The sequence below is a fragment of the Aminobacter sp. P9b genome, assembly GCF_045345995.1.
GTDB classification, from domain to species: domain Bacteria; phylum Pseudomonadota; class Alphaproteobacteria; order Rhizobiales; family Rhizobiaceae; genus Aminobacter; species Aminobacter niigataensis.
In genome coordinates, this window is sequence record NZ_CP150082.1 from 2,486,661 (window position 1) to 2,508,664 (window position 22,004).

27 protein-coding genes are annotated in these 22,004 nt (G+C 63.8%); 18 read left to right on the forward strand and 9 right to left on the reverse strand.

The genetic code is table 11. The features are described from left to right. The first annotated feature begins 213 nt into the window (after window positions 1–213). The 3 genes from WHT83_RS12240 to WHT83_RS12250 all read left to right on the forward strand — a co-directional run bounded on the left by WHT83_RS12240 (window position 214) and on the right by WHT83_RS12250 (window position 1,613). Window positions 214–843, forward strand: a complete 630-nt coding sequence (locus WHT83_RS12240) for an outer membrane protein (protein ID WP_406871315.1) — start codon at window positions 214–216, stop codon at window positions 841–843. A gap of 105 nt (window positions 844–948) precedes the next feature. Beyond that, window positions 949–1,194, forward strand: a complete 246-nt coding sequence (locus tag WHT83_RS12245) for a type II toxin-antitoxin system VapB family antitoxin (protein ID WP_108608754.1) — start codon at window positions 949–951, stop codon at window positions 1,192–1,194. Next, entirely contained in the window at window positions 1,191–1,613 is a 423-nt protein-coding gene (locus WHT83_RS12250) for a type II toxin-antitoxin system VapC family toxin (RefSeq protein ID WP_199914498.1), read from the forward strand. Before WHT83_RS12245 ends, WHT83_RS12250 begins: the two co-directional genes overlap by 4 nt. A 25-nt stretch (window positions 1,614–1,638) precedes the next feature. Here WHT83_RS12250 and WHT83_RS12255 read toward each other — a convergent pair whose 3' ends face one another. Continuing rightward, on the reverse strand, window positions 1,639–2,880 hold the full coding sequence (locus WHT83_RS12255) for an MFS transporter (protein ID WP_406871316.1): 1,242 nt from the start codon (window positions 2,878–2,880) through the stop codon (window positions 1,639–1,641). A 227-nt stretch (window positions 2,881–3,107) separates the two neighbouring features. Here WHT83_RS12255 and WHT83_RS12260 point away from each other — a divergent pair, with 227 nt between their 5' ends. The 11 genes from WHT83_RS12260 (at window position 3,108) to WHT83_RS12310 (ending at window position 11,715) form a co-directional block, all read left to right on the forward strand. Continuing rightward, on the forward strand, window positions 3,108–3,626 hold the full coding sequence (locus WHT83_RS12260) for an RNA polymerase sigma factor (RefSeq protein ID WP_183262263.1): 519 nt from the start codon (window positions 3,108–3,110) through the stop codon (window positions 3,624–3,626). After that, a complete protein-coding gene (locus tag WHT83_RS12265; protein WP_108608751.1) occupies window positions 3,623–4,417 on the forward strand; it encodes an anti-sigma factor in 795 nt (264 codons plus the stop codon). Before WHT83_RS12260 ends, WHT83_RS12265 begins: the two co-directional genes overlap by 4 nt. Before the next feature lie 178 nt (window positions 4,418–4,595). Next, window positions 4,596–5,702 carry a peptidase C39 family protein gene (locus WHT83_RS12270; RefSeq protein ID WP_406871317.1) on the forward strand — a complete coding sequence of 369 codons (1,107 nt, stop codon included), beginning with the start codon at window positions 4,596–4,598 and terminating at the stop codon, window positions 5,700–5,702. After that, entirely contained in the window at window positions 5,699–7,159 is a 1,461-nt protein-coding gene (locus tag WHT83_RS12275; protein ID WP_183262259.1) for a RimK family protein, read from the forward strand. Before WHT83_RS12270 ends, WHT83_RS12275 begins: the two co-directional genes overlap by 4 nt. A gap of 60 nt (window positions 7,160–7,219) precedes the next feature. Further along, window positions 7,220–7,609, forward strand: a complete 390-nt coding sequence (locus WHT83_RS12280; protein WP_318764250.1) for a helix-turn-helix transcriptional regulator — start codon at window positions 7,220–7,222, stop codon at window positions 7,607–7,609. After that, on the forward strand, window positions 7,606–8,172 hold the full coding sequence (locus tag WHT83_RS12285; RefSeq protein WP_406871318.1) for an SRPBCC family protein: 567 nt from the start codon (window positions 7,606–7,608) through the stop codon (window positions 8,170–8,172). Before WHT83_RS12280 ends, WHT83_RS12285 begins: the two co-directional genes overlap by 4 nt. A gap of 1 nt (window position 8,173) precedes the next feature. Beyond that, complete coding sequence (locus WHT83_RS12290) at window positions 8,174–8,965, forward strand: SDR family NAD(P)-dependent oxidoreductase (RefSeq protein ID WP_406871319.1); 792 nt, start codon at window positions 8,174–8,176, stop codon at window positions 8,963–8,965. A 63-nt stretch (window positions 8,966–9,028) separates the two neighbouring features. Next, on the forward strand, window positions 9,029–9,301 hold the full coding sequence (locus tag WHT83_RS12295; protein ID WP_108609973.1) for a DUF3303 domain-containing protein: 273 nt from the start codon (window positions 9,029–9,031) through the stop codon (window positions 9,299–9,301). 84 nt (window positions 9,302–9,385) lie between these two features. Then, window positions 9,386–9,769 carry a DUF4087 domain-containing protein gene (locus WHT83_RS12300; protein ID WP_108609972.1) on the forward strand — a complete coding sequence of 128 codons (384 nt, stop codon included), beginning with the start codon at window positions 9,386–9,388 and terminating at the stop codon, window positions 9,767–9,769. Window positions 9,770–9,851: 82 nt separating this feature from the next. Continuing rightward, a complete protein-coding gene (locus WHT83_RS12305; protein ID WP_406871320.1) occupies window positions 9,852–11,036 on the forward strand; it encodes a low temperature requirement protein A in 1,185 nt (394 codons plus the stop codon). 52 nt (window positions 11,037–11,088) lie between these two features. Continuing rightward, complete coding sequence (locus WHT83_RS12310; protein ID WP_108608744.1) at window positions 11,089–11,715, forward strand: glutathione S-transferase family protein; 627 nt, start codon at window positions 11,089–11,091, stop codon at window positions 11,713–11,715. Here the strand turns inward: WHT83_RS12310 and WHT83_RS12315 are convergent, their stop codons facing one another. Together WHT83_RS12315 and WHT83_RS12320 are read right to left on the reverse strand one after the other, a co-directional pair. Further along, entirely contained in the window at window positions 11,716–12,330 is a 615-nt protein-coding gene (locus WHT83_RS12315) for an HD family hydrolase (protein ID WP_199914645.1), read from the reverse strand. It abuts the gene before it with no gap. Next, window positions 12,327–13,181, reverse strand: a complete 855-nt coding sequence (locus WHT83_RS12320; RefSeq protein ID WP_108608742.1) for a folate-binding protein YgfZ — start codon at window positions 13,179–13,181, stop codon at window positions 12,327–12,329. The genes WHT83_RS12315 and WHT83_RS12320 overlap by 4 nt, the downstream gene beginning before the upstream one ends. A 71-nt stretch (window positions 13,182–13,252) precedes the next feature. On the opposite strand from WHT83_RS12320, the gene WHT83_RS12325 reads away from it, so the two are divergent. Further along, the gene (locus WHT83_RS12325; protein WP_108608741.1) at window positions 13,253–14,584 is read left to right on the forward strand and encodes a dihydroorotase; all 1,332 of its coding nucleotides are present in this window, start codon (window positions 13,253–13,255) and stop codon (window positions 14,582–14,584) included. Window positions 14,585–15,108: 524 nt separating this feature from the next. Here the strand turns inward: WHT83_RS12325 and WHT83_RS12330 are convergent. The 5 genes from WHT83_RS12330 to WHT83_RS12350 form a co-directional block, all read right to left on the reverse strand. Beyond that, window positions 15,109–15,921, reverse strand: coding sequence for a hypothetical protein (locus WHT83_RS12330; protein WP_108609971.1), 813 nt, complete (start codon window positions 15,919–15,921; stop codon window positions 15,109–15,111). Window positions 15,922–16,103: 182 nt separating this feature from the next. After that, on the reverse strand, window positions 16,104–16,361 hold the full coding sequence (locus tag WHT83_RS12335) for a hypothetical protein (RefSeq protein ID WP_055978591.1): 258 nt from the start codon (window positions 16,359–16,361) through the stop codon (window positions 16,104–16,106). 133 nt (window positions 16,362–16,494) lie between these two features. Beyond that, complete coding sequence (locus WHT83_RS12340; RefSeq protein WP_318762142.1) at window positions 16,495–16,872, reverse strand: TIGR02301 family protein; 378 nt, start codon at window positions 16,870–16,872, stop codon at window positions 16,495–16,497. 58 nt (window positions 16,873–16,930) lie between these two features. After that, window positions 16,931–17,353, reverse strand: coding sequence for an NUDIX hydrolase (locus WHT83_RS12345; RefSeq protein ID WP_183262238.1), 423 nt, complete (start codon window positions 17,351–17,353; stop codon window positions 16,931–16,933). Between the two features lie 75 nt (window positions 17,354–17,428). Then, window positions 17,429–17,980, reverse strand: a complete 552-nt coding sequence (locus WHT83_RS12350; protein ID WP_159091676.1) for a bifunctional 2-polyprenyl-6-hydroxyphenol methylase/3-demethylubiquinol 3-O-methyltransferase UbiG — start codon at window positions 17,978–17,980, stop codon at window positions 17,429–17,431. Window positions 17,981–18,474: 494 nt separating this feature from the next. Here WHT83_RS12350 and WHT83_RS12355 point away from each other — a divergent pair, with 494 nt between their 5' ends. Together WHT83_RS12355 and WHT83_RS12360 are read left to right on the forward strand one after the other, a co-directional pair. Next, window positions 18,475–19,254 (forward strand): SOS response-associated peptidase, encoded by a 780-nt coding sequence (locus WHT83_RS12355; RefSeq protein WP_406871321.1) that lies wholly within the window; start codon window positions 18,475–18,477, stop codon window positions 19,252–19,254. Between the two features lie 20 nt (window positions 19,255–19,274). Further along, on the forward strand, window positions 19,275–19,895 hold the full coding sequence (locus WHT83_RS12360) for a LysE/ArgO family amino acid transporter (RefSeq protein WP_108608736.1): 621 nt from the start codon (window positions 19,275–19,277) through the stop codon (window positions 19,893–19,895). On the opposite strand, the gene WHT83_RS12365 is transcribed toward WHT83_RS12360, so the two are convergent. Then, the gene (locus tag WHT83_RS12365) at window positions 19,878–20,033 is read right to left on the reverse strand and encodes a transcriptional regulator (RefSeq protein WP_108608735.1); all 156 of its coding nucleotides are present in this window, start codon (window positions 20,031–20,033) and stop codon (window positions 19,878–19,880) included. The genes WHT83_RS12360 and WHT83_RS12365 overlap by 18 nt on opposite strands. Window positions 20,034–20,396: 363 nt before the next feature. Here WHT83_RS12365 and cysS point away from each other — a divergent pair, with 363 nt between their 5' ends. Further along, window positions 20,397–21,818 (forward strand): cysteine--tRNA ligase, encoded by a 1,422-nt coding sequence (cysS, locus tag WHT83_RS12370; protein WP_406873971.1) that lies wholly within the window; start codon window positions 20,397–20,399, stop codon window positions 21,816–21,818. Window positions 21,819–22,004: the final 186 nt, after the last annotated feature.

The following is a 22,004-nucleotide window of genomic DNA, read 5'->3' on the forward strand; positions in this document are numbered from 1 at the left end:
CATTACCGAAAGATTGCCTGATCGGATCGGCATTTATTAAGATCGCGCAAGGTTTCGGCAACGAATGGCGACGAAGGTCGCCTCGCGCCAATGATATGGCGCACGGGACTCGGCCTGCGGACTTCCTCCCCCGTTTGCCGCTGCGTCGAAGCCCGTCACAGGACAGCAAAGCCTCGGGCTTTGCTGTCCCAAGCAATGTCGGAGCACTACATCATGTCCAAGCGAAATCTGTATTTCGTCCTCTTCGCGGCCCTCGCGCCCTTTGTCACCCCCGTCGTCGCCAATGCGGCCGACGTGGCATCGGATTACTCCCAGGAAAGCTCTGGCGCCTATGACTGGTCGGGCATCTATGGTGGCGGCCATGTCGGGCTTTCCAATGACGGTTTCCCGAACCCGTTCTCGAGCAAGACCGGCTGGCAGCTTGGCGGCCAGGTTGGAGCCAACTTCCAGTCCGGAATGTTCGTCTACGGCGCCGAAGCCGACGCCAGCTTCTCCAACGGTGCCCGCCACAACATCGCCAATGGCGCCCAGCTCGAGCGCAAGTTCGACGCCGCCGCCAAGGCCCGTGCCGGCGTCGCGATGGACCGCACGCTGGTCTACGGAACCGCCGGCTACGGCGTCTCCAAGTTTGACGCCAGGCGCAACGTCAGCTCCGGCAGCAACTGGGAAGGCGGCCTCCTGCTCGGCGCCGGCGTCGAACAGGCGATCAGCGACAAGGTCACCGCCAAGATCGAGTACAACCGTGTCGACTATGGCAAGGTGCGGTCGACTGTCGGCGGCGTCAAGCAGGCCGACGAGCTCGACAGCAACACGCTGAAGGCCGGCCTGAACTACCGGTTCTGAGCGACCTAGGCACTTCCGAAGGCGGGCATGCAGGTCATGCCCGCCTTTTTTATACTTGAATGAATATGCGTTGAGGAATATCTGTATATCCAGAAGGATATGTAGATGCCTCTCTACATCAGAGATAACGAAGTCGATGCGCTGGCAGCCGAATTGCAGGCAGTATCCGGCGCCGCGAGCAAGACCGAAGCGGTGCGGACCGCACTGCTTCACGAGCTTGCTCGCAACCGCGCCAAGATCCCCCTGCGCAATCGCCTTGCCAAACTGCAGGCGAGAGTGGCGGAGTTGGGCCTGCCCGACCGCGACTTCGACATGAAGAAGTTCACCGACGAAATGTGGGACGGCGAGTGATTTTCATCGACGCGTCCGTCATCGTTGCCGTCCTCAACCAGGAGCCGGGCTGGGAGGAACTGGTCAAGCAACTCACCAGCGCCGCCGGCGAGAGATACGTTTCGCCGCTGGTTCGTTTCGAAGCAATCATGTCGCTTGCTCGGGCCAGGGCCGGTGGTGGCCGGAAGCCGGCCCCGGAGCTTGTCTTGCAGGCAGGGCAGGTGGTTGACGACTTCATGGTCGAGATCGACGCCCAGGAGATCCCGATTTCGGATGAGATCGGACGGGCGGCGGTCGATGCCGCAACACGCTACGGCAAGGCGGTCGGCCATTCCGCCGATCTCAACTTCGGCGACTGCTTTGCCTATGCCTGCGCCAAGGCGTTGAAGGCGAAGCTAGTCTACAAAGGCAACGACTTCGCCCAGACCGACCTGGCCTGATCGGACGTCAGGCCAGGACCGGTTACTATTCCGCCGGCACCAGTGCCGGATGCCTGGCGACGGGGCGTTCCTTGATCGGCCAGTGGACGGCGGCGGCGAACAGCCCAAGGGCGACGCCAAGCCACCAAACCGCATCGTAGGAGCCGAAGTGGTCGTAGAGGTAGCCGCCGAGCCAGACACCGAGGAATGAGCCGATCTGGTGCGAGAAGAAGACGATGCCGCCCAGCATGCCGAGGTGCCGGGTGCCGAACATGATGGCGACGAGGCCATTGGTAGGTGGCACTGTCGATAGCCAGAGCAACCCCATGACGATGGCGAAGACGACGACGCTGGCCGGCGTCTGCGGCAGCAGCAGGAACGCCGCGACGAGTGCCGACCGGGCGAGATAGATCCAGGCGAGGAAGCGGGGTTTCGAGTACTTCTGGCCGATGATGCCGGAGGCGAGCGAGCCGATGATGTTGAAGAAGCCGATCAGGGCGAGCGCGATCACCGCATAGCGGGCGTCGATGCCGATGTCCCTGATATAGGCCGGGAAATGGGCGGTGATGAAGGCGACCTGGAAGCCGCAGACGAAGAAGCCCGAAACCAGGAGCATGTAGCTCCTGTGGCCGAAGGCTTCTGACAGGGCTTGGCTGAGCGTTTGCTGGATTTCGGCCTGGGAGACCTTACCCGAGCTGGAATTGCCGATCAGCGGGATCGCCAGCACTGGGATGACCAGCATGGCGATGGACATGTAGACGAGCGTATCGGACCAGCCATAGGCATCGATCAGGCCCTGGCTGATCGGGGCGAAGATGAACATGCCGGCCGACCCGGCGGCGGTGCCGATGCCGAAGACCATGCTGCGGTTGTTCGGGTTGGTGTTGCGGGCAAAGGCCGCCAGCACGATGCTGAAAGAACCGGCGGCGACGCCGAGGCCCACGAGCACGCCGCCGCTCAGGTGCAGCATGCCGGGGCTGTCGGCAGAGGCCATCAGATAGAGGCCGAGCGCATAAAGCACCGCGCCGAGCGTCAGCACGCGCCATGTGCCGAAGCGGTCGGCGATCGCACCGAAGATCGGCTGTCCCAGGCCCCAGCACAGGTTCTGGATCGCCATGGCGAGACCGAACGTGGTGCGGTCCCAGCCTTTTTCGGCGAGCATCGGCAATTGGAAGAAGCCCATCGCCGAACGCGGCCCGAAGGTAAGCGCCGCGATCAGGCAGCCGCAGATGATGATCAGCCACGGCACCGTATTGCCCGACCTGGTGGTTGCCGCCGCTGCCGTCATCGTCGCTTCTCCCGTGAGGAAGCCACTTTTAGCCGATCCCATCGCATGTTCAAAATCAATTGAACTAGCGCATGCTTCAACATTTCTGATGGATGGGAATAGGAGGGCCGCAGCAAGCGTTAGTTGCATGCTTGGGTGATTGGCGGCTGAATTCGACGGCCGCTTGCGTCGCTGAGGCAAGGCGCGTTCTATCAGCACGTTCAAAGGGCGATCCACGATCCGCAGTGATGGAAGAAAAGAAGGCAGCGATACTTCAGGAAATCCCGCGCCTGCGGCGCTATGCGCGCGCGCTGCTGCGCGACCGCGACTCTGCCGATGATCTCGTCCAGGATTGCCTCGAACGGGCATTGATGCGCCTGGACAACTGGCGAACGGGAGAAAGCCCCAGGAGGTGGCTGTTTACGATCATGCATCATCTGTTCATCGACCAGATGCGAAAGGTGAAACGCCGCGGTGAAGCGGCGGTCCTGCCGCTCGACGCCGGCGAGGCGATGGCAACGCCGGCCATCCAGGCTGAAAGCGCGGCCTCCCGTGAAATCGTCGACGCCTTGCAGCAGATCAGCCCCGACCGGCGCGCCGCACTGGTGATGGTCGCCATCGAAGGATTTTCCTATGCCGAGGCGGCAACGATGCTGGGCGTGCCCGCCGGCACGCTGATGTCGCGCATTGCCCGGGGCCGCGAGGAACTGCGGGCGCTGCTCGACGACCAGGCGCGGCGCCGGACGATAAGGATCGTCGAGAAATGAACGCGCGCAGCTTCACCGACCGCGATATCCACCTGGCGCTTGATGGCGAGCTGCCGGAGGACGAGCGCGCCGCCTACCAGGCCTGGCTGGAAGCCAATCCCGACATGAAGGCGAGGAGCCTGCGTTTCGCCGCCGACAATGCCGCATTGCGCGGCCTGTTCACGGGCGTCCTCGACGAGCCCGTGCCGGCGCGGCTGACGGCGGTGGTCAAGGGCGATGCGCCGAAGCGCAAGGGCACGCCGCCATGGTGGCGCATGGCTGCGGCGGCAGCACTTCTGGTCGCCGGCGGTCTCGGCGGATATCTGGTCGGAGCGAGCGGTTTCGGCTTTGGTCCCGATTCCGACGATCGCATGGCCGAATTGGCGATTGCCGCGCATCAGACCTTTGCCGCCGACAAGAACCGGCCGGTCGAGGTCGACGGCAGCGATCCGGCCTACCTGACCGGCTGGCTGTCGAAGCGGACCGGGCTGAAGCTGGTGGCGCCGGATCTCAGCGTCAATGGCTTCCAGCTCCTGGGCGGACGCCTGGTGCCGGCCGAAGGCAGTACGGCGGCGCTGATGCTCTACGCCGACGCGCAGGGCAATCGTATTTCCGTCTATGTCACCACCGGCGGCAGCGAGCTCTCGAAGGGCACTTATACGCTCGCGGGCGGTGGCCCCGAAGCCGTCTACTGGCAGGAAAAGGGCTATGGCTGCGCCGTCGTCGGAACCCTGCCGCCAGCGGAACTCCGGCTGGTTGCGAAGGATGCCTACAAGCAATTGCTCGCAGGGGCGGGCCTGAGCCAGTCATAGGACGCACCGATATTTAGGCGTCCTTTCCTACGAGATTCATATCCCTCCAGCCCGGGCGTCATGTCACAATAAGGCCCGAATCGAGGCGTGACTGCGCTGGCAATGCGAGCGCGAGCGTGCTTCGCAGGGGCATATCCTTCCGGGCATTTCTCCGCCCAATCGAGGTCCTCAGAACCGCATGGTTGCCGACATCCGTACGGCCCGCGCAGAAGATGTCGATGCGCTCGTCGCCATCGAGAACGCCGTCTTTGATGGCGACAGGATTTCCCGCCGTTCCTTCCGCCAGTTGATCGATCACGAAACCGCCGAGGCGCTTGTCGCCGAGGTCGGCGGACGTGTCGCCGGCTACGCCATGGTGCTGTTTCGCAAGGGCAGCGGCGTGGCGCGGCTTTACTCCTTCGCCATCGGCCCGGATTTCGGTGGCAAGGGCATTGGCCGCCTCCTGCTCGATGCCGCCGAGCATGTCGCCTATGGGCACGGCCGCATGATGATGCGGCTCGAGGTGCGCGAGGACAATCAGCGCGCCATCGGCCTCTACGAGCGGAACGGCTATCGCAGGATCGGCCACGAGCCCGACTACTACGAAGACGGCATGGCCGCACTTCGCTTCGAAAAGACGCTGCGCGGCGACGTGCCCATTGCCACGAATGTGCCGTTCTACGCCCAGACCTGCGACTTCACCTGCGGGCCGTGCTGCCTGATGATGGCGATGGCCAATTTCGACCGCAAGTTCGTGCCGGACCCTGTGATGGAGGTTCGGCTGTGGCGCGAGGCGACGACCATCTTCATGATGTCGGGGCCAGGCGGCTGCGAGCCGTTTGGCCTTGCTGTGGCGGCGCACGAGGCGGGGCTCGGCACCGAGATCCTCGTCTCGGCCGAAGGCGTGCTGTTCCTGCAGTCGGTTCGCACCGCCGAAAAGCGGCGGGTCATGGAGTTGGCCCAGGCCGACTTCCGCAACCGCGCCGAGAAATACGCCATCCCCGTAACCTACCGCCCGTTCGGCATCGACGACATCAGGTCGAGGCTCGCCGAAGGCAAGCTCGTGCTGGTGCTGATCTCGGGATTCCTGATGTTCGGCAAGAAGGTGCCGCACTGGGTGCTGGCCATCGGCGACGATGGCGGCCACATCCTGATCCACGACCCGTGGATCGAGGACGAACAGCGCGAGACGGCATCCGACGCCGCCAACATTCCGGTTCCCTACGACATCTTCATGCGCATGGCGCAGTTCGGCCGCGATGGCCTGCGCGCCGCAATCATTCTCGGAAAGCTTAGGAAACGATGACCTGGGTCATTCTTACCGGCCGCCAAAGCGATCTCGACCAGACGGCGACGCCGCACAAGATCATCACCAACCGCGACTATCTCGCCCATCCCTCGCTGTTTCGCGGCCAGCGGCCGAAGGTGATCAACCTGTCGAACCGCTACAGCTACCAGAGCCGGGGTTACTACGCCTCGCTGCTGGCGAGCTCGCGCGGGCACAAGGTGATCCCGACGGTCGAGACGATGATCGACCTGTCGGAGCGCAAGCTCTACGAAAACGCGCTGCCGGAACTGGAGTTGGCGCTGAACAAGTGCCGCAAGGATCTGGGCGGCAGCTTTCCGGCCAAGGTGACGATCTTCTTCGGCATCGGCCCGTCCAAGGCTTGGGATCGTTTTGCCAAGCTTCTGTTCGACTGGTTCCGCGCGCCGGCGCTGGAAGTGGCGATCAAGGACGGCGAATGGGCTGCGATCCACAAGATCGGCTTTGCTGCGCTCGGGCGGCTCGACGACGCCGACAAGAAGCGTTTCGTGGCAGCCCTCGACACCTATACCAGCCGGGAATGGCGCGACACCAAGGCCCGCACGCCTTCGCGCTTTACCTTTGCCACCCTGATAGATCCACACGAGCAGCTGCCGCCTTCGGCGATCTCGTCGCTGCGCCACTGGGCCCGCATCGCCGAGAAGATGGGCGTCGAGGTCGAGCCGATCACCAAGAAGGACCTCGCCAAGCTCGCCAACTACGACGCGCTGTTCATCCGCGAGACGACGTCGATCTCGAACCACACCTATCGCTTCGCCCGCCGCGCACAGCAGGAGGGCATGCCCGTCATCGACGACCCGCTGTCGATGATCCGCTGCACGAACAAGGTCTATCTCAACGAATTGATGGCCTACAACAACGTGCCGGTGCCGCCGACTGTGATGATCGCCGGACTGTCGGACCTGCAGTTCGCGGCCGATACACTCGGTTTTCCGCTGGTGCTGAAGATTCCCGACAGCTCGTTCTCGCGCGGCGTCAAGAAGGCGTCGAACTTCGACGAGCTGAAGGCGCTGGCGACGGCGTGGCTCGAGGATTCCGACCTGCTGATCGCCCAGAAATTCATGCCGACGCAATATGACTGGCGCGTCGGCGTGCTCGGCGGCCAGCCGCTGTTTGCCATCCACTACCTGATGGCCAAGAAGCACTGGCAGATCGTCAATCACGACAGCAAGGGCAAGCCGGTCGAGGGCGGCATCAAGACGTTCACGCTCAAGCATGCACCGGCACATGTCATCGACACCGCCGTGCGCGCCGCGCGCTGCATCGGCGACGGGCTCTATGGCGTTGACCTCAAGGAGACAAAGGACGGCGTGTTCGTCATCGAAGTCAACGACAACCCCAACCTCGACCACGGCGTCGAGGATTCGGGCGAGAAGGACGAGATCTGGGTGCGGCTGACCCAGTGGTTCCTCGACCGGCTGGAGCGCAACGGCAAGTAGCCTGAAAATCATTATACCAAATGGTTGACCATTCGGAATGATGGTGCTACATTCAACCTTATGGTTGAAGATTCAGAGCGTCTCGACACAATTTTTCACGCGCTGTCCGACCCGACCCGCAGGGCGATGCTCAACGGGCTGGCCAGGGGGCCGCGCAATGTTGGCGACCTGGCAGCACCCTTCGACATGTCGCTGGCCGCGGCGTCCAAGCACATCAAGGTGCTGGAAAAGGCGGGGCTGGTGAAACGTAGCGTCCAGGGGCGCACGCACGTCTGCAGCCTCGACGCGCTGCCCATGCATGCCGGCGTCGAATGGATGCGGCATTACGAGAAATTCTGGAACCAGCAACTCGATGTCCTCGAAGCCCTTCTGGTGGCCGAGGATCGCGGCGAGGCGAAGAAGCAAACCGAAACAAACACTGACGCGAAGAAGAAAGGGAGTAAGTCATGAACATCCACACTTCTTACGGCATCGTCACCGAACCCGGCGCGGTGCGCATCGAACGTCTGCTGCCTGGGCCTATCGAGCGCATCTGGAGCTATCTGACCGACTCAGACAAGCGCCGGCAGTGGCTCGCCGCCGGGCCGATGGAGCTGAAGCTTGGCGGACATGTCGAAAACGTCTTCCGCAATTCTGAGCTGACCCGCAACGACGATCCGCCGCCGGCACACATGGCCGCCTTCGCCGAGCATCGGGTGCCTGGCGAGGTCATCGCCTGCGAGCCGCCGCATCTGCTCGCTTACAGCTGGGGCGGCGCACCGGGCGAAAGCTCGGAAGTGCGCTTCGAACTGGCAACCCGCAACGGCAAGGTGCTGCTGACGGTGACCCACCGCCGTCTCGCCGAAGACGGTGCACTGCTGAACGTCGCCGCCGGCTGGCACACCCATCTCGACATATTGGCAGCCAGGCTGGAGGGCAGCGAGCCCGACGGCTTCTGGAGGACGCATACGCGGCTCGTGGCCGAGTACGGCCGGCGCATCGACGGCTCGCAGACGGCTGCCAAGGGAGGGTGAGATGCTGCTCAAGAACAGGACGGCTATAGTCTATGGCGGCGGTGGCGCGATCGGAGGGGCCGCGGCCAGGGCATTTGCCCGCGACGGCGCCCGCGTGTTCCTGGCCGGGCGCACGCCGGACAGGCTGGAAATGGTCGCGGGCCGGATCCGCGCTGAAGGCGGCTTTGCCGAAACGGCGGTGCTGGACGCGCTTGACGAGGAGGCGGTCGAGCGCCATGCCGCCGAAGTGGCAACACAGGCCGGCGGCATCGACATCGCCATGAATGCGGTCGGCATTGCCCATGTGCAGGGCACGCCGTTCGGCGAGCTGTCGCTTGCCGATTTCGAGACGCCGGTCGCGGGCTATGCCAGGAGCAACTTCGTCACCGCAAAAGCCGTCGCGCCGCACATGCGGAGCAAGGGCGTGATCCTGACCCTGTCGACGCCAGGCGCGCGGCTGTCAGGCGCGGGCTTCCTCGGCAACGGCGTCGCCAGTGCCGCGGTCGAAGCGCTGTCGCGCATCCTCGCCGGCGAGCTTGGTCCGCGCGGCATAAGGGTGATCTGCCTCCGGCCCGACGCCATCCCTGAATCTTTGGCCGCGTCGCATGTGCGCAGCGCTTTCGAGGGCTTTGCCGAGCGCGCGGGCATGAGCGTCGACGACATGCTTGCCGCCCGTGCAGCGTCGGGGCCGTTGCTCCGGCGCTTCCCCACCTTGGCGGAGATCGGCGATTTCGCTGCCTTCGTTGCCTCCGACCGCGCTGGCGCAATGACGGGTGCGATCGCCAATCTGAGTTGCGGCACGCTGGTCGACTGACCGCTGCCTTGCCAATTCCCGCGTCCCCTGATCTTCTCAACGGAGAGCGGGGACACGGACGACATGCTTTTCTTTGTCATCGAGGATTTTCGCGGGCGCGACCCGAAGGCGATCTATCGCCGGTTTCGCGACAAGGGGCGGCTCGCGCCGGAGGGTTTCGTCGTTCACCACAGCTGGATCGCGGCCGACATGAGCCGCTGCTTCATGCTGGTGGAAGCCGACGACGTGACGCTGCTCCAGCGCTGGGTCGTCGAATGGGCCGACCTTGTCGGCTTCGAGATCGTGCCGGTGGCGACGAGCAAGGACACCGCCGCGGGGCTTGCCCCGCATCTCTGACGCGGGTGTGGCGGCCGGTCGTATCAATCGACGCTTGCAAAAGACTTCTCGGCTTGTTTTCCTGCCGAAGCGCTGGAGGCACGCATGCGGCGGATTCTCTTCCTTGCAGCTGGAGCACTCGTCGTCGCGTCGCTGACCGCGGCCTCGGCGGCCGAACGGCGCTGCGGCTGGTACGCAAGCCCGACGCCGGGCAATCTCTGGCTCATCGACAAGGACGCCACCTGGACGATCACCTCGCAGGGCGAGGCGGACGGGGCCGATGCCTTCGACGTTGACAAGGCGCCGGACTTCGATCCCAGGCAGTTTGTCGAGACCAATGTGCCGGGGGCTGGCTACGGCTATGGCTGCGCCTGCATGACCGTCGAAACCGACGCCAGACAGCAGCGCATCACCAAGGTGTTTGCCGGCGACATCCTGCCGTTGCGCAAATGCAAGGCCGACAGGTCGCTGCCACCGCCACCGGATTGACCATCGGGTCGGAACGATGCGTTGGCCTGAGTTGCGGCCGCCCGGAACGGCCATTTTTGATCGTGCATAAGAGGGGACGGATATGGCATTGACCGGCGCGAGCCACAACTATCAGCGCGTACGGCGGGAGGGCGAAAGCGCGAGGGTCGAGTTCGTCGAACTGTTCTTCGATCTTGTCTTCGTCTTTGCGGTGACGCAGCTGTCGCATTTCCTGCTCAAGGACCTGTCGCTTGAAGGCACGCTCGAAGCGGTACTGATGCTCGTCGCCGTGTGGTGGGTGTGGAATTACACCGCCTGGGTGACCAACTGGCTCGACCCCAACCGCCGGCCGGTGCGTGGCATGATGTTCGCGCTGATGCTCGGCGGGCTGATGCTGTCGACGTCGATCCCCGAGGCATTCGAGGCGCGCGGGCTGCAGTTCGCTGCCGCCTATGTGTTCATGCAACTGGGCCGCACCCTGTTCATGACGTGGGCGCTCAGGCGTCACAATCCTGCAAATCATACAAATTTCGTACGGATCGCCATCTGGGTCCGCCTGGCGAGCGTGTTCTGGATCGCCGGTGGCATTGCCAGTCCCGAGAACCGTTTTGCGATCTGGGCCGTGGCGCTGGCGATAGAACTCATTTCACCGGCCTGCGGGTTCTGGACGCCGTGGCACGGCGCCTCCACGACCGCCGACTGGGACGTCGATCCCGACCACATGGCTGAGCGCAACGGGCTGTTCATCATCATCGCACTGGGCGAATCGATCCTCGTCTCGGGCGCAACCTTTGCCGAACTCGAATGGACATGGGTCAATTTCGCGGCCTTCCTGACGACCTTCTTCGCCTCGGTGGCGATGTGGCTGATCTACTTCAATGTCGGCCAGGAGGCGGCACATCACCGCATTTCGTCGGCCACGGACAAGGGGCGGATCGCCCGTGTCGCCTACACCTATATCCCCGTGCTGCTTGTGGCCGGCATCATCGTGGTGGCCGTGTCGGACGAGCTGATCCTCGCCCATCCGCTCGGTCATGCGGAGGCTGCCGTGATCTGGACCTCCATCGGCGGCTCGGCGCTTTATCTGGTCGGCAATCTGCTGTTCAAGCGCTATGTCGTCGGCCGCGCGCCGCTGTCGCACATCATCGGCCTGGCGATCCTTGCCGCGATGGTGCCTTTCGCCAGCCACATGTCGCCGCTGCTGATCGGCGCGGCCACGACCGTGGTCATGGTGCTGGTGACGGTGCTCGAACTCAGGGGGCAGCCGGTGCGGCATGCGAAGGCTTGACCGGCGCCCGGCCATGGCGTTCGATCTGCCCTGAACAGTCGGAAGGCGCACCATGATCCTCATCGGCCAGTATGACAGCCCATTCGTCCGCCGCGTCGGCGTAGCACTCCGGCTTTATGGCATTGCCTTCACGCACGAGCCTTGGTCGGCGTTTGGTGACGCCGACAAGATCCGCGCCTACAACCCGCTCACGCGGGTGCCGACGCTGGTTCTCGACAATGGCGAGGTGCTGATCGAGAGCCACGCCATCCTCGACTATCTCGACAGCCTGGCGCCAGGCGGGCTGGCGATGTTCCCGATTGCTGAGCCGGCGCGCCATCAGGCACTGAAGGTCTCGGCGCTGGCGATGGGGCTGGGCGACAAGGCTGTCAGCCTGTTCTACGAGCGGCGGCTGCACAAGGAGGTATCGACCGTCTGGGTGGAGCGCTGCCGCACGCAGATCACGGACGTACTGGCAGTGCTCGAAGCCGATCGCGCGGGACGGGACAGTGACTACTGGTTCGGCGACCGCATCGGCCATGCCGATATCGGGGTGGCATGCGTGCTGCGCTTCATCAACGATGCGCATCAGGGGCTGCTGAACATGGCTGATTTCCCCGCGCTCGCTGCCGACGCCGCACGGCTGGAGACGATGCCGGTGTTCCAGGAGATCAGCCAGGAGTTCATCCCGCCGGCTTGACTACCTGCAGCGCTGTTTTTCGATCGCGGCGAAGCGTTCGAGGAACGTGTCCTGCACGCGTTTTGCCGGCTGCGGTGCAAGGTCGAGCCCGTCGATGGTGATGCCGCGCGGTCGGCCGAAGAACTCGGTCGCCTCGTTCACCGCAAAGCCTGCAAGCCCGGTTGCCTCGAAATAGGCAGCTATCTGGTCGGCGCGCTTGATGTCCTTCTTCAGGCCCACACCGATCTCGGCCGGCAGGCCGAAGCGCAGGTGGATGGCGTGCTGCAGCCGCTCCTCGCAAGCCTTGTAGCCGCCGCCGACCACCGACTTGAACGGCGAGATCATGTCGCCGATGACATATTCAGGCGCGTCGTGCAGCAGAGCGGCGAGTTGCGCATCCGGCGAGGCGGCCGGCACGATTCTGCGGAAGATCTCTTCGACAATCAGCGAATGCTGCGCCACCGAAAAGGCGTGGTCGCCCGAGGTCTGGCCGTTCCAGCGGGCGACGCGGGCGAGGCCATGGGCGATGTCCGATATCTCGACGTCGAGCGGCGAGGGGTCGAGCAGGTCGAGCCGGCGGCCCGACAGCATGCGTTGCCAGGCACGCGGCGGGGCGCCGGGACGATCGGCCATCAGGCGTCTTCCGCGCCGGCGGCTTCCGGATAGGTGAAGCCAGCCCAGCCAGGGATTGCGGGGGTGATGGCAACGTCGCCGGCGGTGATTTCGGCGCCTGCGTCGAGCGCGGCCTTCACCCGGTCGATGCGGGCGATGGCGATGCCCGTCGTTCCCGAAACCGAGCCGAGGGTGCCGACCAACTTGCCGCCCGAGACAAGGTCGGTACCGGGCGCGGGGAGGTCGGAAGCAGCCGAGACCAGAAGCACGCGCCGCCGGGCGGTGCCGCGATGCTGCATGCGCGATACGACTTCCTGGCCGATGAAACAGCCTTTTTTGAAGCCGACGCCTCCCATCAGGTCGAGCAGCACGTCGTGCGGAAAGGCATCGCTGAGCGCGTAGTCGGGGCCGCTCTCGGCGACACCGTTGGCGATGCGGAAGGCGTGCCAATCGGCTTCGCTGGCATCGGCGACGGGTGCTGCGCCATAGTGACGGAAGACGGGGGACAGGAAGCGGCTGTCGCGGACAGTTGAATCAGATTGCGAGGCAGCTGAATCATCTTGCCATGAGACAGCGATATCAGGTTGATCCTGCTTCGATATTTCGGCTTTCGCGCGCAGTCTGTAGAGCGTCAGGCGGCGGACGAAATCGTCGGCGATGTCGGCGCGGCATTCGAGTCGGAGCGCGTTTTCGCCGCTGCGCGACACCAGGAAATCGAACATGATCTTGCCCTGCGGGGCGAGCAGCGCGCCTGGCCTGGCTTCACGGTCACGCAGTGCATCCAGATCGAGCGTCAGGATGTTCTGCAGGAAATGCTCGGCATCGGGGCCGGAAACATCGATGATGGCGCGGTCTGCGAGAGTGGCTGTCGGCATGGACCTGATCTTGCATTTCTGAGAGCCATTACGTAAGCCGCAGGCAATTCCCAGACAAGGGCACGCGCGACATGGCTACCACCTTCGATCTCATCCTCAAGGGCGGCACGGTCGTCAACCATGACGGCATCGGCGTCCGCGACGTCGGCGTCACCAATGGCCGGATCGCCGCCATCGGCAATCTGGGCAGCGCATCGGCCGGCGAGACCATCGATTGCCTCGGCCTGCACATCCTGCCCGGCGTGGTCGACAGCCAGGTGCATTTCCGCGAGCCGGGACTGGAGCACAAGGAAGATCTGGAGAGCGGTTCGCGCGCGGCGGTGCTGGGCGGTGTCACCGCCGTCTTCGAGATGCCCAACACCAATCCGCTGACGACGAGCGAGGCAGCTCTTGCCGACAAGGTCAGCCGCGCGACGGCGCGCATGCATTGCGACTTCGCCTTCTGGGTCGGTGGCACGCGCGAGAACGCGAAAGACGTTGCGGAACTGGAACGCCTGCCGGGCGTTGCCGGCATCAAGGTATTCATGGGGTCGTCCACCGGCGATCTTCTGGTCGAGGACGACGAGGGCGTGGCCTCCATCCTGCGCAACACCCGCCGTCGCGCCGCCTTCCATTCCGAGGACGAGTTCCGCCTGCGCGAGCGCCAGGGCCTGCGCATCGAGAACGACCCGTCTTCGCACCCGATCTGGCGCGACGAGATCGCCGCGCTCCAGTGCACCGAGCGTCTGGTGCGGATCGCACGGCAGGAGCGCGCGCGCATCCACGTGCTGCATATCTCGACGGCCGAGGAGATCGCCTTCCTTGAACACCACAAGGATGTTGCCACCTGCGAGGCGACGCCGCACCACCTGACGATGAGCGCGGACGATTATGCCCGCCTCGGCACGCTGCTGCAGATGAACCCGCCGGTGCGCGCCGCCCGCCACCGCGACGGCATCTGGCACGGCATCGGCCAGGGCGTCGTCGACGTGCTCGGCTCCGACCACGCGCCGCACACGCTTGCCGAAAAGGCAAAACCTTATCCGGCCTCGCCCTCGGGCATGACAGGCGTGCAGACGCTGGTGCCGATCATGCTCGACCATGTGAACGCCGGCCGGCTGACGCTGGAGCGCTTCGTCGATCTCGCCAGCCACGGTCCCAACCGCATCTTCGGCATGGCGCGCAAGGGCCGCATCGCCGCCGGCTACGACGCCGACTTCACCGTCGTCGACATGAAGCGCAAGGAAACCATCACCAACGCCCAGGCCGGTTCGAAGGCCGGCTGGACGCCCTATGACGGCAAGCAGGTCACCGGCTGGCCGGTCGGCACCATCGTCCGCGGCACCCGCGTGATGTGGCAGGGCGAGATCACCACGCCGTCGCAGGGCAGGGCGGTGGAGTTTTCGGAAGCGGTGGTGCGGTAGGTTCTTCTCCCCCTTGTGCGATAACCCGGGGGCCGGGTGAGGGAGGTCGCAGTACGCTGCGACCACACCGACGCGATGTGTCGACCCGTGGGCTAGGTCCGCTTTTCTTGACCGGTTCTGACGCCGCCACCGTCACGGCATGGATTCCCGACACTCTCCGCTCGTTCCTCGCTCACGAGGTCGGGAACGACGGGTGGCAGGGATGTGGCCGCCAATTTTCAGCCTTGGTGATTTGCATATGCGCAAAGACGTTGGCGATGACCTACACAAAAAACGTTCTCGATTGGCCAACCGGTAGATGAAGCCGTCATTCCCGACCTCGTGAGCGAGGAACGAGCGGAGAGTGTCGGGAATCCATGCCGTGACGGTAAGACCAACTGGGGCGGCACGCATGGTTTAGCGCCTAGAGCCGGCGACTGCTGATCAGGGCGTGCCTACGCGCACCAACTGAGGCTCGAGGCGCTGCCCCTCATCCGGCCTTTCGGGCCACCTTCTCCCCGTAAACGGGGCGAAGGGAAAAAGAATCAATCTCCCGCCACGAAGAACGCCCAGCGGCCGTCCGGCGTGATGCCGAGACGGTAGAAGACATATGTGCCGTACTGCTTCATGTCCTCGTAATCGCCGGCGGTCACGATCTTGAACAGCTCGACCTTCTGACGCGCGTCGAGCTTTTCGAGCGGGATGCCGAAGAAATAGGGCCAGACATAAAGGTCCTCGTCGGTGCCTTCGCCGAGATGCACGTAGCCGGCGTTTAGCACCTCTTCCATGATGGCCAGCAGTTCCTGGCCTTCGCCGTCGCCGGACAGGCCCTTGATGAAGGCGATCGGGTCGCCCTCGATCTCGCCGAACGACAGTTGCGGCATGGATTCGCCCTGGCCGATCAGCGGCCGGAGCTTTTCGATGTCGCCGGTCTTGGCCGCCTCGACAAGCAGGTTGCGCATGCGCGCGACGGGCTCTGGCAGGCGGCTGAGGTCGTAGACGATCTCGGGCAGCGGGCCATCGGGATCGAGATGCGGCGCGGCGGGCCCCGTGGCGTCGGGCGCGTCCGGCTCGGCGTCCTGCGGCTCGGCCGGTTGATCTTCGGGCGCTTCTTCGCTTCCGCCAGGCGCGCTGGCCGCCGGAGGCGCCTGGATCGGGTCGGGCATCGGCACCGAATTTTCAGGCCCAGTGCCCTCATCTGTTGCAGGCGGGGTGACGGGCGCTGGGATCTCTTCGCGCTTGATCTCGCTCAGTGCAAGAGCGCTGGTGGCAGTCAGCGAAAAGGCAAACGAAGCGGCAAGGCCGAGAGCCGCGATGCGCAACGCGCCGCGGGCCGTAATTTCAGTCTTTGGCCGCATCAGAACTACGCTCCGGTCTTCCCAGGCGCCGTGCATCCGATCCGGATGCGCGATTGGCGCCCTAAACTGCAAAACCTGCGCATCGTGCTCGCCGAAACGCGATTCGGGTCGCAGGCCGATGCCAGTGATGTGCCGGCATGATGCCGAAACCGCGTCGGCTAGTCAAAGAACCGGGATAGCGCTCAATGCCGCAGGCGCAGCGGCTCGAACTCGCCGGCTTCGACCTTGGCGCGCATGCGGTCGAGCATGGCCAGCGCCGCGCGCTCGCCATTGGCGGCCACGATCTCGGCGAACGCGGTGGCAAGGGCGGCTTCGGCGATGATCTCGGGCTCGATGCCGGCGGAAAGGCCTTCCGCCCATGCCTCGTTGTGGCTCTCGACGGCGGTCAGGCGCTTTTCTTCCCGGACCAGGGCGTCGATATCGCTTACGCTTTGTTCCATTTCGGTCTTTCACCCTGCCAAGCGATCCGGTGATTCGGATCAACTTGAGCTATCCCTTTAATGTCCCGTTAAGACACCTAACACAATCGCCCGTCCGTGTACGGCAGGCAATGCCGGGAAAGTAAATAGCCTGTTAATTACCGTAGCGGGAGGCGATGTCGCGGCTGAGCGCTTCGCCTTCCTTCATGTAGCGCCCGATGGCTTCGGTCGCTGACGGCGTGCAGGCGGTGTAGGTGCCGTCGAACGAACGGTAGCCGCGGTTGAAGGACGCGATGAAACGGGCGCGGCGTTCGGGCGAGGGGTTCTCGGCCTGCAGCAGCTTTTCCATCTCGCCGCGCCATTGTGTGCCCTTCTCGCCGCAGAGGTTGCGCAGGAAATGCAGCGAGCCCAGAACCTCGGCGAGCCTGAGAAGGCCCGGTTCGAACGGCGCTTCGACGGCCCGCGCTGGCGCCGCAAGCACGGCGCTTGCGGCAAGCATCATAGCCATGATGTAGGTCGAAGCGCGCATCATAAGCTTTTGTGGCGAAACAATTTGTCGCCGGCAAGGCCACAGTCGCGGCTATCCAACGCTATGCGGGCAAGGCGACCTGTCCGCCGAGCAGTTCGAGCACGATCTCCAGCGTCGAATCGGTGAGCGGCAGGCGCTCGATCTCGGCGAGGGAGAAGAAAGCGGCTTCGTCGGCGTCATCGGCCGCTACCGGGTCGCTGCGCACATGGCGCGCGCCAAAGACGGTGAGCAGGTAGACCGAGGCACCTTCGGCGCGGCTGTCGATGAGGATCTCGCGCAAGGGAACAAGCGTGCCGACCTCGATCCCGGTCTCTTCCATCAGTTCGCGGCGGGCGGCATCTTCGAGCGTTTCGCCGCTTTCGACACGCCCACCGGGAAACGCATAGAGGCCCTTCGACGGCGCGCGCCCGCGCCGCACCAGCATGATCGAGCGGTCGCGCAGTACGGCGACGGAGACGGCGGGGACTATTTTCGCGTCGATCATCAACTCTCGCTTGGGTAACGCGTTCCACTGTGGAACAGCCGGCCGCGACTGCTTCGCCGCAGGGCGGCATGCGTGCTATAGCGGCGGAGATTTCTTGCAAAGAAAGACTTCAGTGTATTCACCGAGGATACCGTGCCGCTTATCGGCAAAGCGATAGACCCGAGTGTCGAAATTGGCATCCGCGACTAGCTTGTGAACATCATAGCCGTAGTCAACCGTAACAAGGGAGCCACCCTTCGGGTCAACCGGGTTGCCGTGATATTCGGGTTCTTTCAGGTGCTCAAATGAACCATCCGGCTTCAGTTTTGCTCGATACTCCATAGCCGCTACTTGGGCTTTTCTCACTGGCCAAGTGCACAGCATGCTACCGCCTGGCTTCAGTGTACGGAAAACTTCCCTGAGGGCTGGAACAGGTTCCGGAATATGTTCAAACACATCGAGCGAGATGAAGAGATCGAACTGGTTGTCGGAGAAAGTCTGTTTCTGGAGGTCTTCGTTGCGGAATCCTTTGTATACCTCGCCCAAGGGGACGCCGGGATAGAATTGGGTTCGGACAAGGTTCTTTGCCTCACGATGCAGCTTGATTGAAATTCCACGCTCTATCGGCGAACACTCATGGATCGCCATGCTCCGCCATTCCGGAAAACTCTCTTCGAGAACGAGTGCAAGCGCGCGCTCTCTCGGGACAGATCCGTTAGGGCATGACTGGCATAGGAGGGTGCCGCGCAACCAGTTGCCCGTCGCTCGGAACGTCGAATTGCGTGAGCAGATCGGACAAAAGCCATCGTACTCGAGTAGGAAAGGCCGGGGTGCCAGCGGAGTTGCCTGGCTCTTTGCCCGGCGCCATTTCCGTAGAAGGCTCGAAAGTTGGCTCATGTTCTGGAAATGCTCTGATGATGGGGCATGCCAGCAGCTACTACCATAAGGCAGGAGCTGTCTATCCGCCGAAGGCCATGGAACTGCCTTGATGCCCGAGCTGCGCGAGTATCGCTGATTGTCGTTTTCGACGCGCCGGAACAGACATAAAGGCCCATTGTGGAGCAGCCGGCCATATCCGCATTAGCGGTTGCGGCGGGTGCGATCCATCGCCACTTTCAGACGATGAAGCGAGACATGAGCCGATGTGCGGACGAATAGCGGTGATAGCCTCGCCGGAGGAGACGGCGGCCTTTGTCGGCATAGGCGAGCTCGAGAGCTTTCCCCCGCGCTATAATGTGGCGCCGACACAGCCGATCCTGGTGGTGATGGCCGGGCCGCAGCGTCCGCCGGGCTCGAACCTGCCCGACCGCATGGCGATGCTGACGCGGTGGGGGCTGATTCCGGCCTGGACGAAGAATCCGGCCGACATGCCGCTGCTGTTCAACGCGCGCTCCGAATCGGCAATCGAAAAGGCCTCGTTCAAGACCGCGATGCGCCACCGGCGGGCGCTGATCCCGGTCTCGGGTTTCTACGAGTGGAAAAAGCTGCCGGGCAACCGGCGCCAGCCTTACTGGCTGAGGCCGCGCAAGGGTGGACTGGTGGCACTTGCCGGTTTGATGGAAACCTGGAGCGAGCCGGGCGGCTCGGAGATCGACACGGCGGCGATCCTGACCACCGGCGCCAGCGCCGACATCCTGCACATCCACGACCGCATGCCGGTGGTGATCCAGCCGGAGGATTTTGCCCGCTGGCTCGACTGCCGTACGCAGGAGCCGCGCGACGTGGCCGAACTGATGCGGCCGGCGCAGCCCGACTTCTTCGAGCAGATCCCGGTGTCGGAGATGGTCAACAAGGTGGCCAACGTCGGCCCCGAGATCCAGGATCGGGTCGAGCCTTTGCCGGAGGCAGCACCTGAACGGGCCGCGAAGCCAAAAGTGGAAAAGCGTAAGTCCAGCGATGACGGCCAGATGAAACTGTTCTGACCAGACGCTAGAAGAGCGGCGTGTCCACGCCAGTCCTGTCCGCCGCCCTTTCCGGTTTCCTGCTCGGTGCGTCGCTGATCATTGCGATCGGTGCGCAGAATGCGTTCATCCTGCGGCAGGGGCTGCTGCGCCAGCACGTCTTCATTCTGAGTTTGATCTGCGCGGCCTCGGATGCCTTGCTGATCGCCGCCGGCGTCGCCGGGCTCGGCACGCTGATCGCCCAGTCGCCGCGGCTGATCATGGCCGTGACGGTGGGCGGAGCGCTGTTCCTGTTTACTTATGCGGCGATCGCCTTCCGACGTGCGATGAAGCCCGAGGTGCTCAAGGCGGCCAAAAGCGGCGAGGCCAGGCTGTGGCCGGCGATTGCCGCTTGTCTCGCTTTCACCTTCCTCAACCCGCATGTCTATCTCGACACGGTGGTTCTGCTCGGCGGCCTGTCGGCCGCCTATGAAGGTCAGGCACGCCTTGCCTATGGGCTGGGCGCTGCAACGGCATCGTTCGTGTGGTTCTTCGGGCTCGGCTATGGCGCCCGGCTGCTCGAGCCGGTCTTTGCCCGGCCTGCCGCGTGGCGCGTGCTCGATCTCCTGATCGGCCTGGTGATGGCCGCGATCGGCTTGAGCCTGCTAAGCCGCCTTGCTTAGCTTGGGAGACTGCTTGTCTTTCTTGGGCGCGCAGATCAGCGCGGCAAGAATTGCTGCGGGGCCGATGGCCCGGTAGTGCTTGGTGAGTTCTGCGTACTGGCTACGCGCTCGGTCCTGTTCGGATTGTTTTCGTTTCATTGGTCTCTTCCCTTACGTCAACTGTGTTGAGAGCGGCTGCAAATGCTCACTGATTGGGTCGAATTCGTGGCATGCGGCGCCTTTTATCCGGGCAATGTTTCATTACAGTGCCGGGATATTTAATAAATTGTTTCAGTACTGCTTCTGTTCCGGTTTGCGCGGTAAAGTTTCATGACGCAGCGTCTTGACGGCAACAGGCCGGCGAGGCGATAAAGCTGGTGATGAAAACGTCTTTCGCCATTTTCGGCATTTGCATTATTGGCTAGCGTTCGCGCTGGTCAGGACGTTTTCGCCTCATCTTCACACGAGACAGGTCAAACGCCCGGGCCAGCAGGCCAGGGGAGTTCTATGTCTGATTCAACGATGAAGTCCGGTGCGTTTCGGGGCCTTCGGCTTACCAACACGCTGACGCGCACGAAGGAGGACTTCGTGCCGGTCGATCCGCAAAACGTGCGGATGTATGTCTGCGGGCCGACCGTTTACGACTTCGCCCATATCGGCAATGCCCGCCCGGCGATCGTCTTCGACGTGCTGTTTCGGCTGCTGCGCCACGTCTATGGCGCGGATGCCGTCACCTATGTGCGCAACCTCACCGACCTCGACGACAAGATCAACGCGCGCGCCCTGCGCGACTTCCCCGATCTGCCGCTTAACGAGGCGATCAGGCGCGTCACCGAAAAGACCGCCAACCAGTACCAGGCCGACGTCAAGGCGCTGGGCTGCCTCGAGCCGACAGTCGAGCCGCGGGCGACGGAGTTCGTGCAGCCGCGCGCCGACGGCCGCGCCGACATGATCACCTTGATTCTCAGTCTCATCGAACGCGGCCATGCCTATGAAGCACAAGGTGAAGTGCTGTTCGATACCGGCTCGATGGAAGACTACGGCCAACTGTCGAAGCGCAATCTCGACGAGCAGCAGGCCGGCGCCCGCGTCGAGGTCGAGGCGCACAAGAAGAGCCCTGGCGACTTCGTCTTGTGGAAGGCGTCTTCGGCCGAGGAGCCGGGCTGGTACAGCCCCTGGGGCCGAGGCCGTCCGGGCTGGCACATCGAGTGCTCGGCGATGGCGTCGGCCTATCTCGGCGAGGTCTTCGATATCCATGGCGGCGGGCTCGACCTGATCTTCCCGCACCATGAAAACGAGATCGCCCAGTCGCGCTGCGCCCACGGCACCGAGGTGATGGCTAACTATTGGATGCACAACGGCTTCCTGCAGGTCGAGGGCCAGAAGATGTCCAAGAGTCTGGGCAACTTCTTCACGATCCAGGAATTGCTGGCGACGGAGAATTTCGGTGGCCGCAAATGGCCGGGCGAGGTGCTCAGGCTGGCGATGCTGATGACGCACTACCGCGAGCCGATCGACTTCTCAGTGCGCAAGCTGGAAGAGGCGGAAAACACGCTGCGCAAGTGGAAGCGTGCGGCGGACGGCGCCGGCGAGGCTGAGGCCGAGGTTCCCGCTGGGCTGGTTGCCGCGCTGAGCGACGACCTGGCGACGTCGAGTGTCTTTCAGGGCATGTCGCAGCTGGCCGGCGAAGCGGCTGGGAACGTCGACGCGGCAGCCAGCCTGAAGGCCGCGCTGCTGTTCCTGGGATTCGGGCTCGACGCGGCCGAGGTCGACGAAAGCGAGGTTGCGAAATTCATCGCCGAACGTCTGGCCTTCATCGCCGCCAGGAACTGGGCCGAGGCCGACCGCATCCGCGACGAGCTTTTGGCCCAGGGCGTGCAGCTCAAGGACGGCAAGGATCCGTTGAGTGGTGAGCGTGTGACGACGTGGGAAGTGAAGCGGTGATGTCTACGCTGCACGGCGTGGAAGAGATGGGGCTTCATACCCCCCTCTGCCCTGCCGGGCATCTCCCCCTCAAGGGGGGAGATCAGCAGCTTTTGCGCCTCACATCTTCCTGCAGACGTTCAATGCTTGGTGCTGCGCTTGCGGTTGGGCGACGCGTTGATGACGGCGTGATCTCCCCCCTTGAGG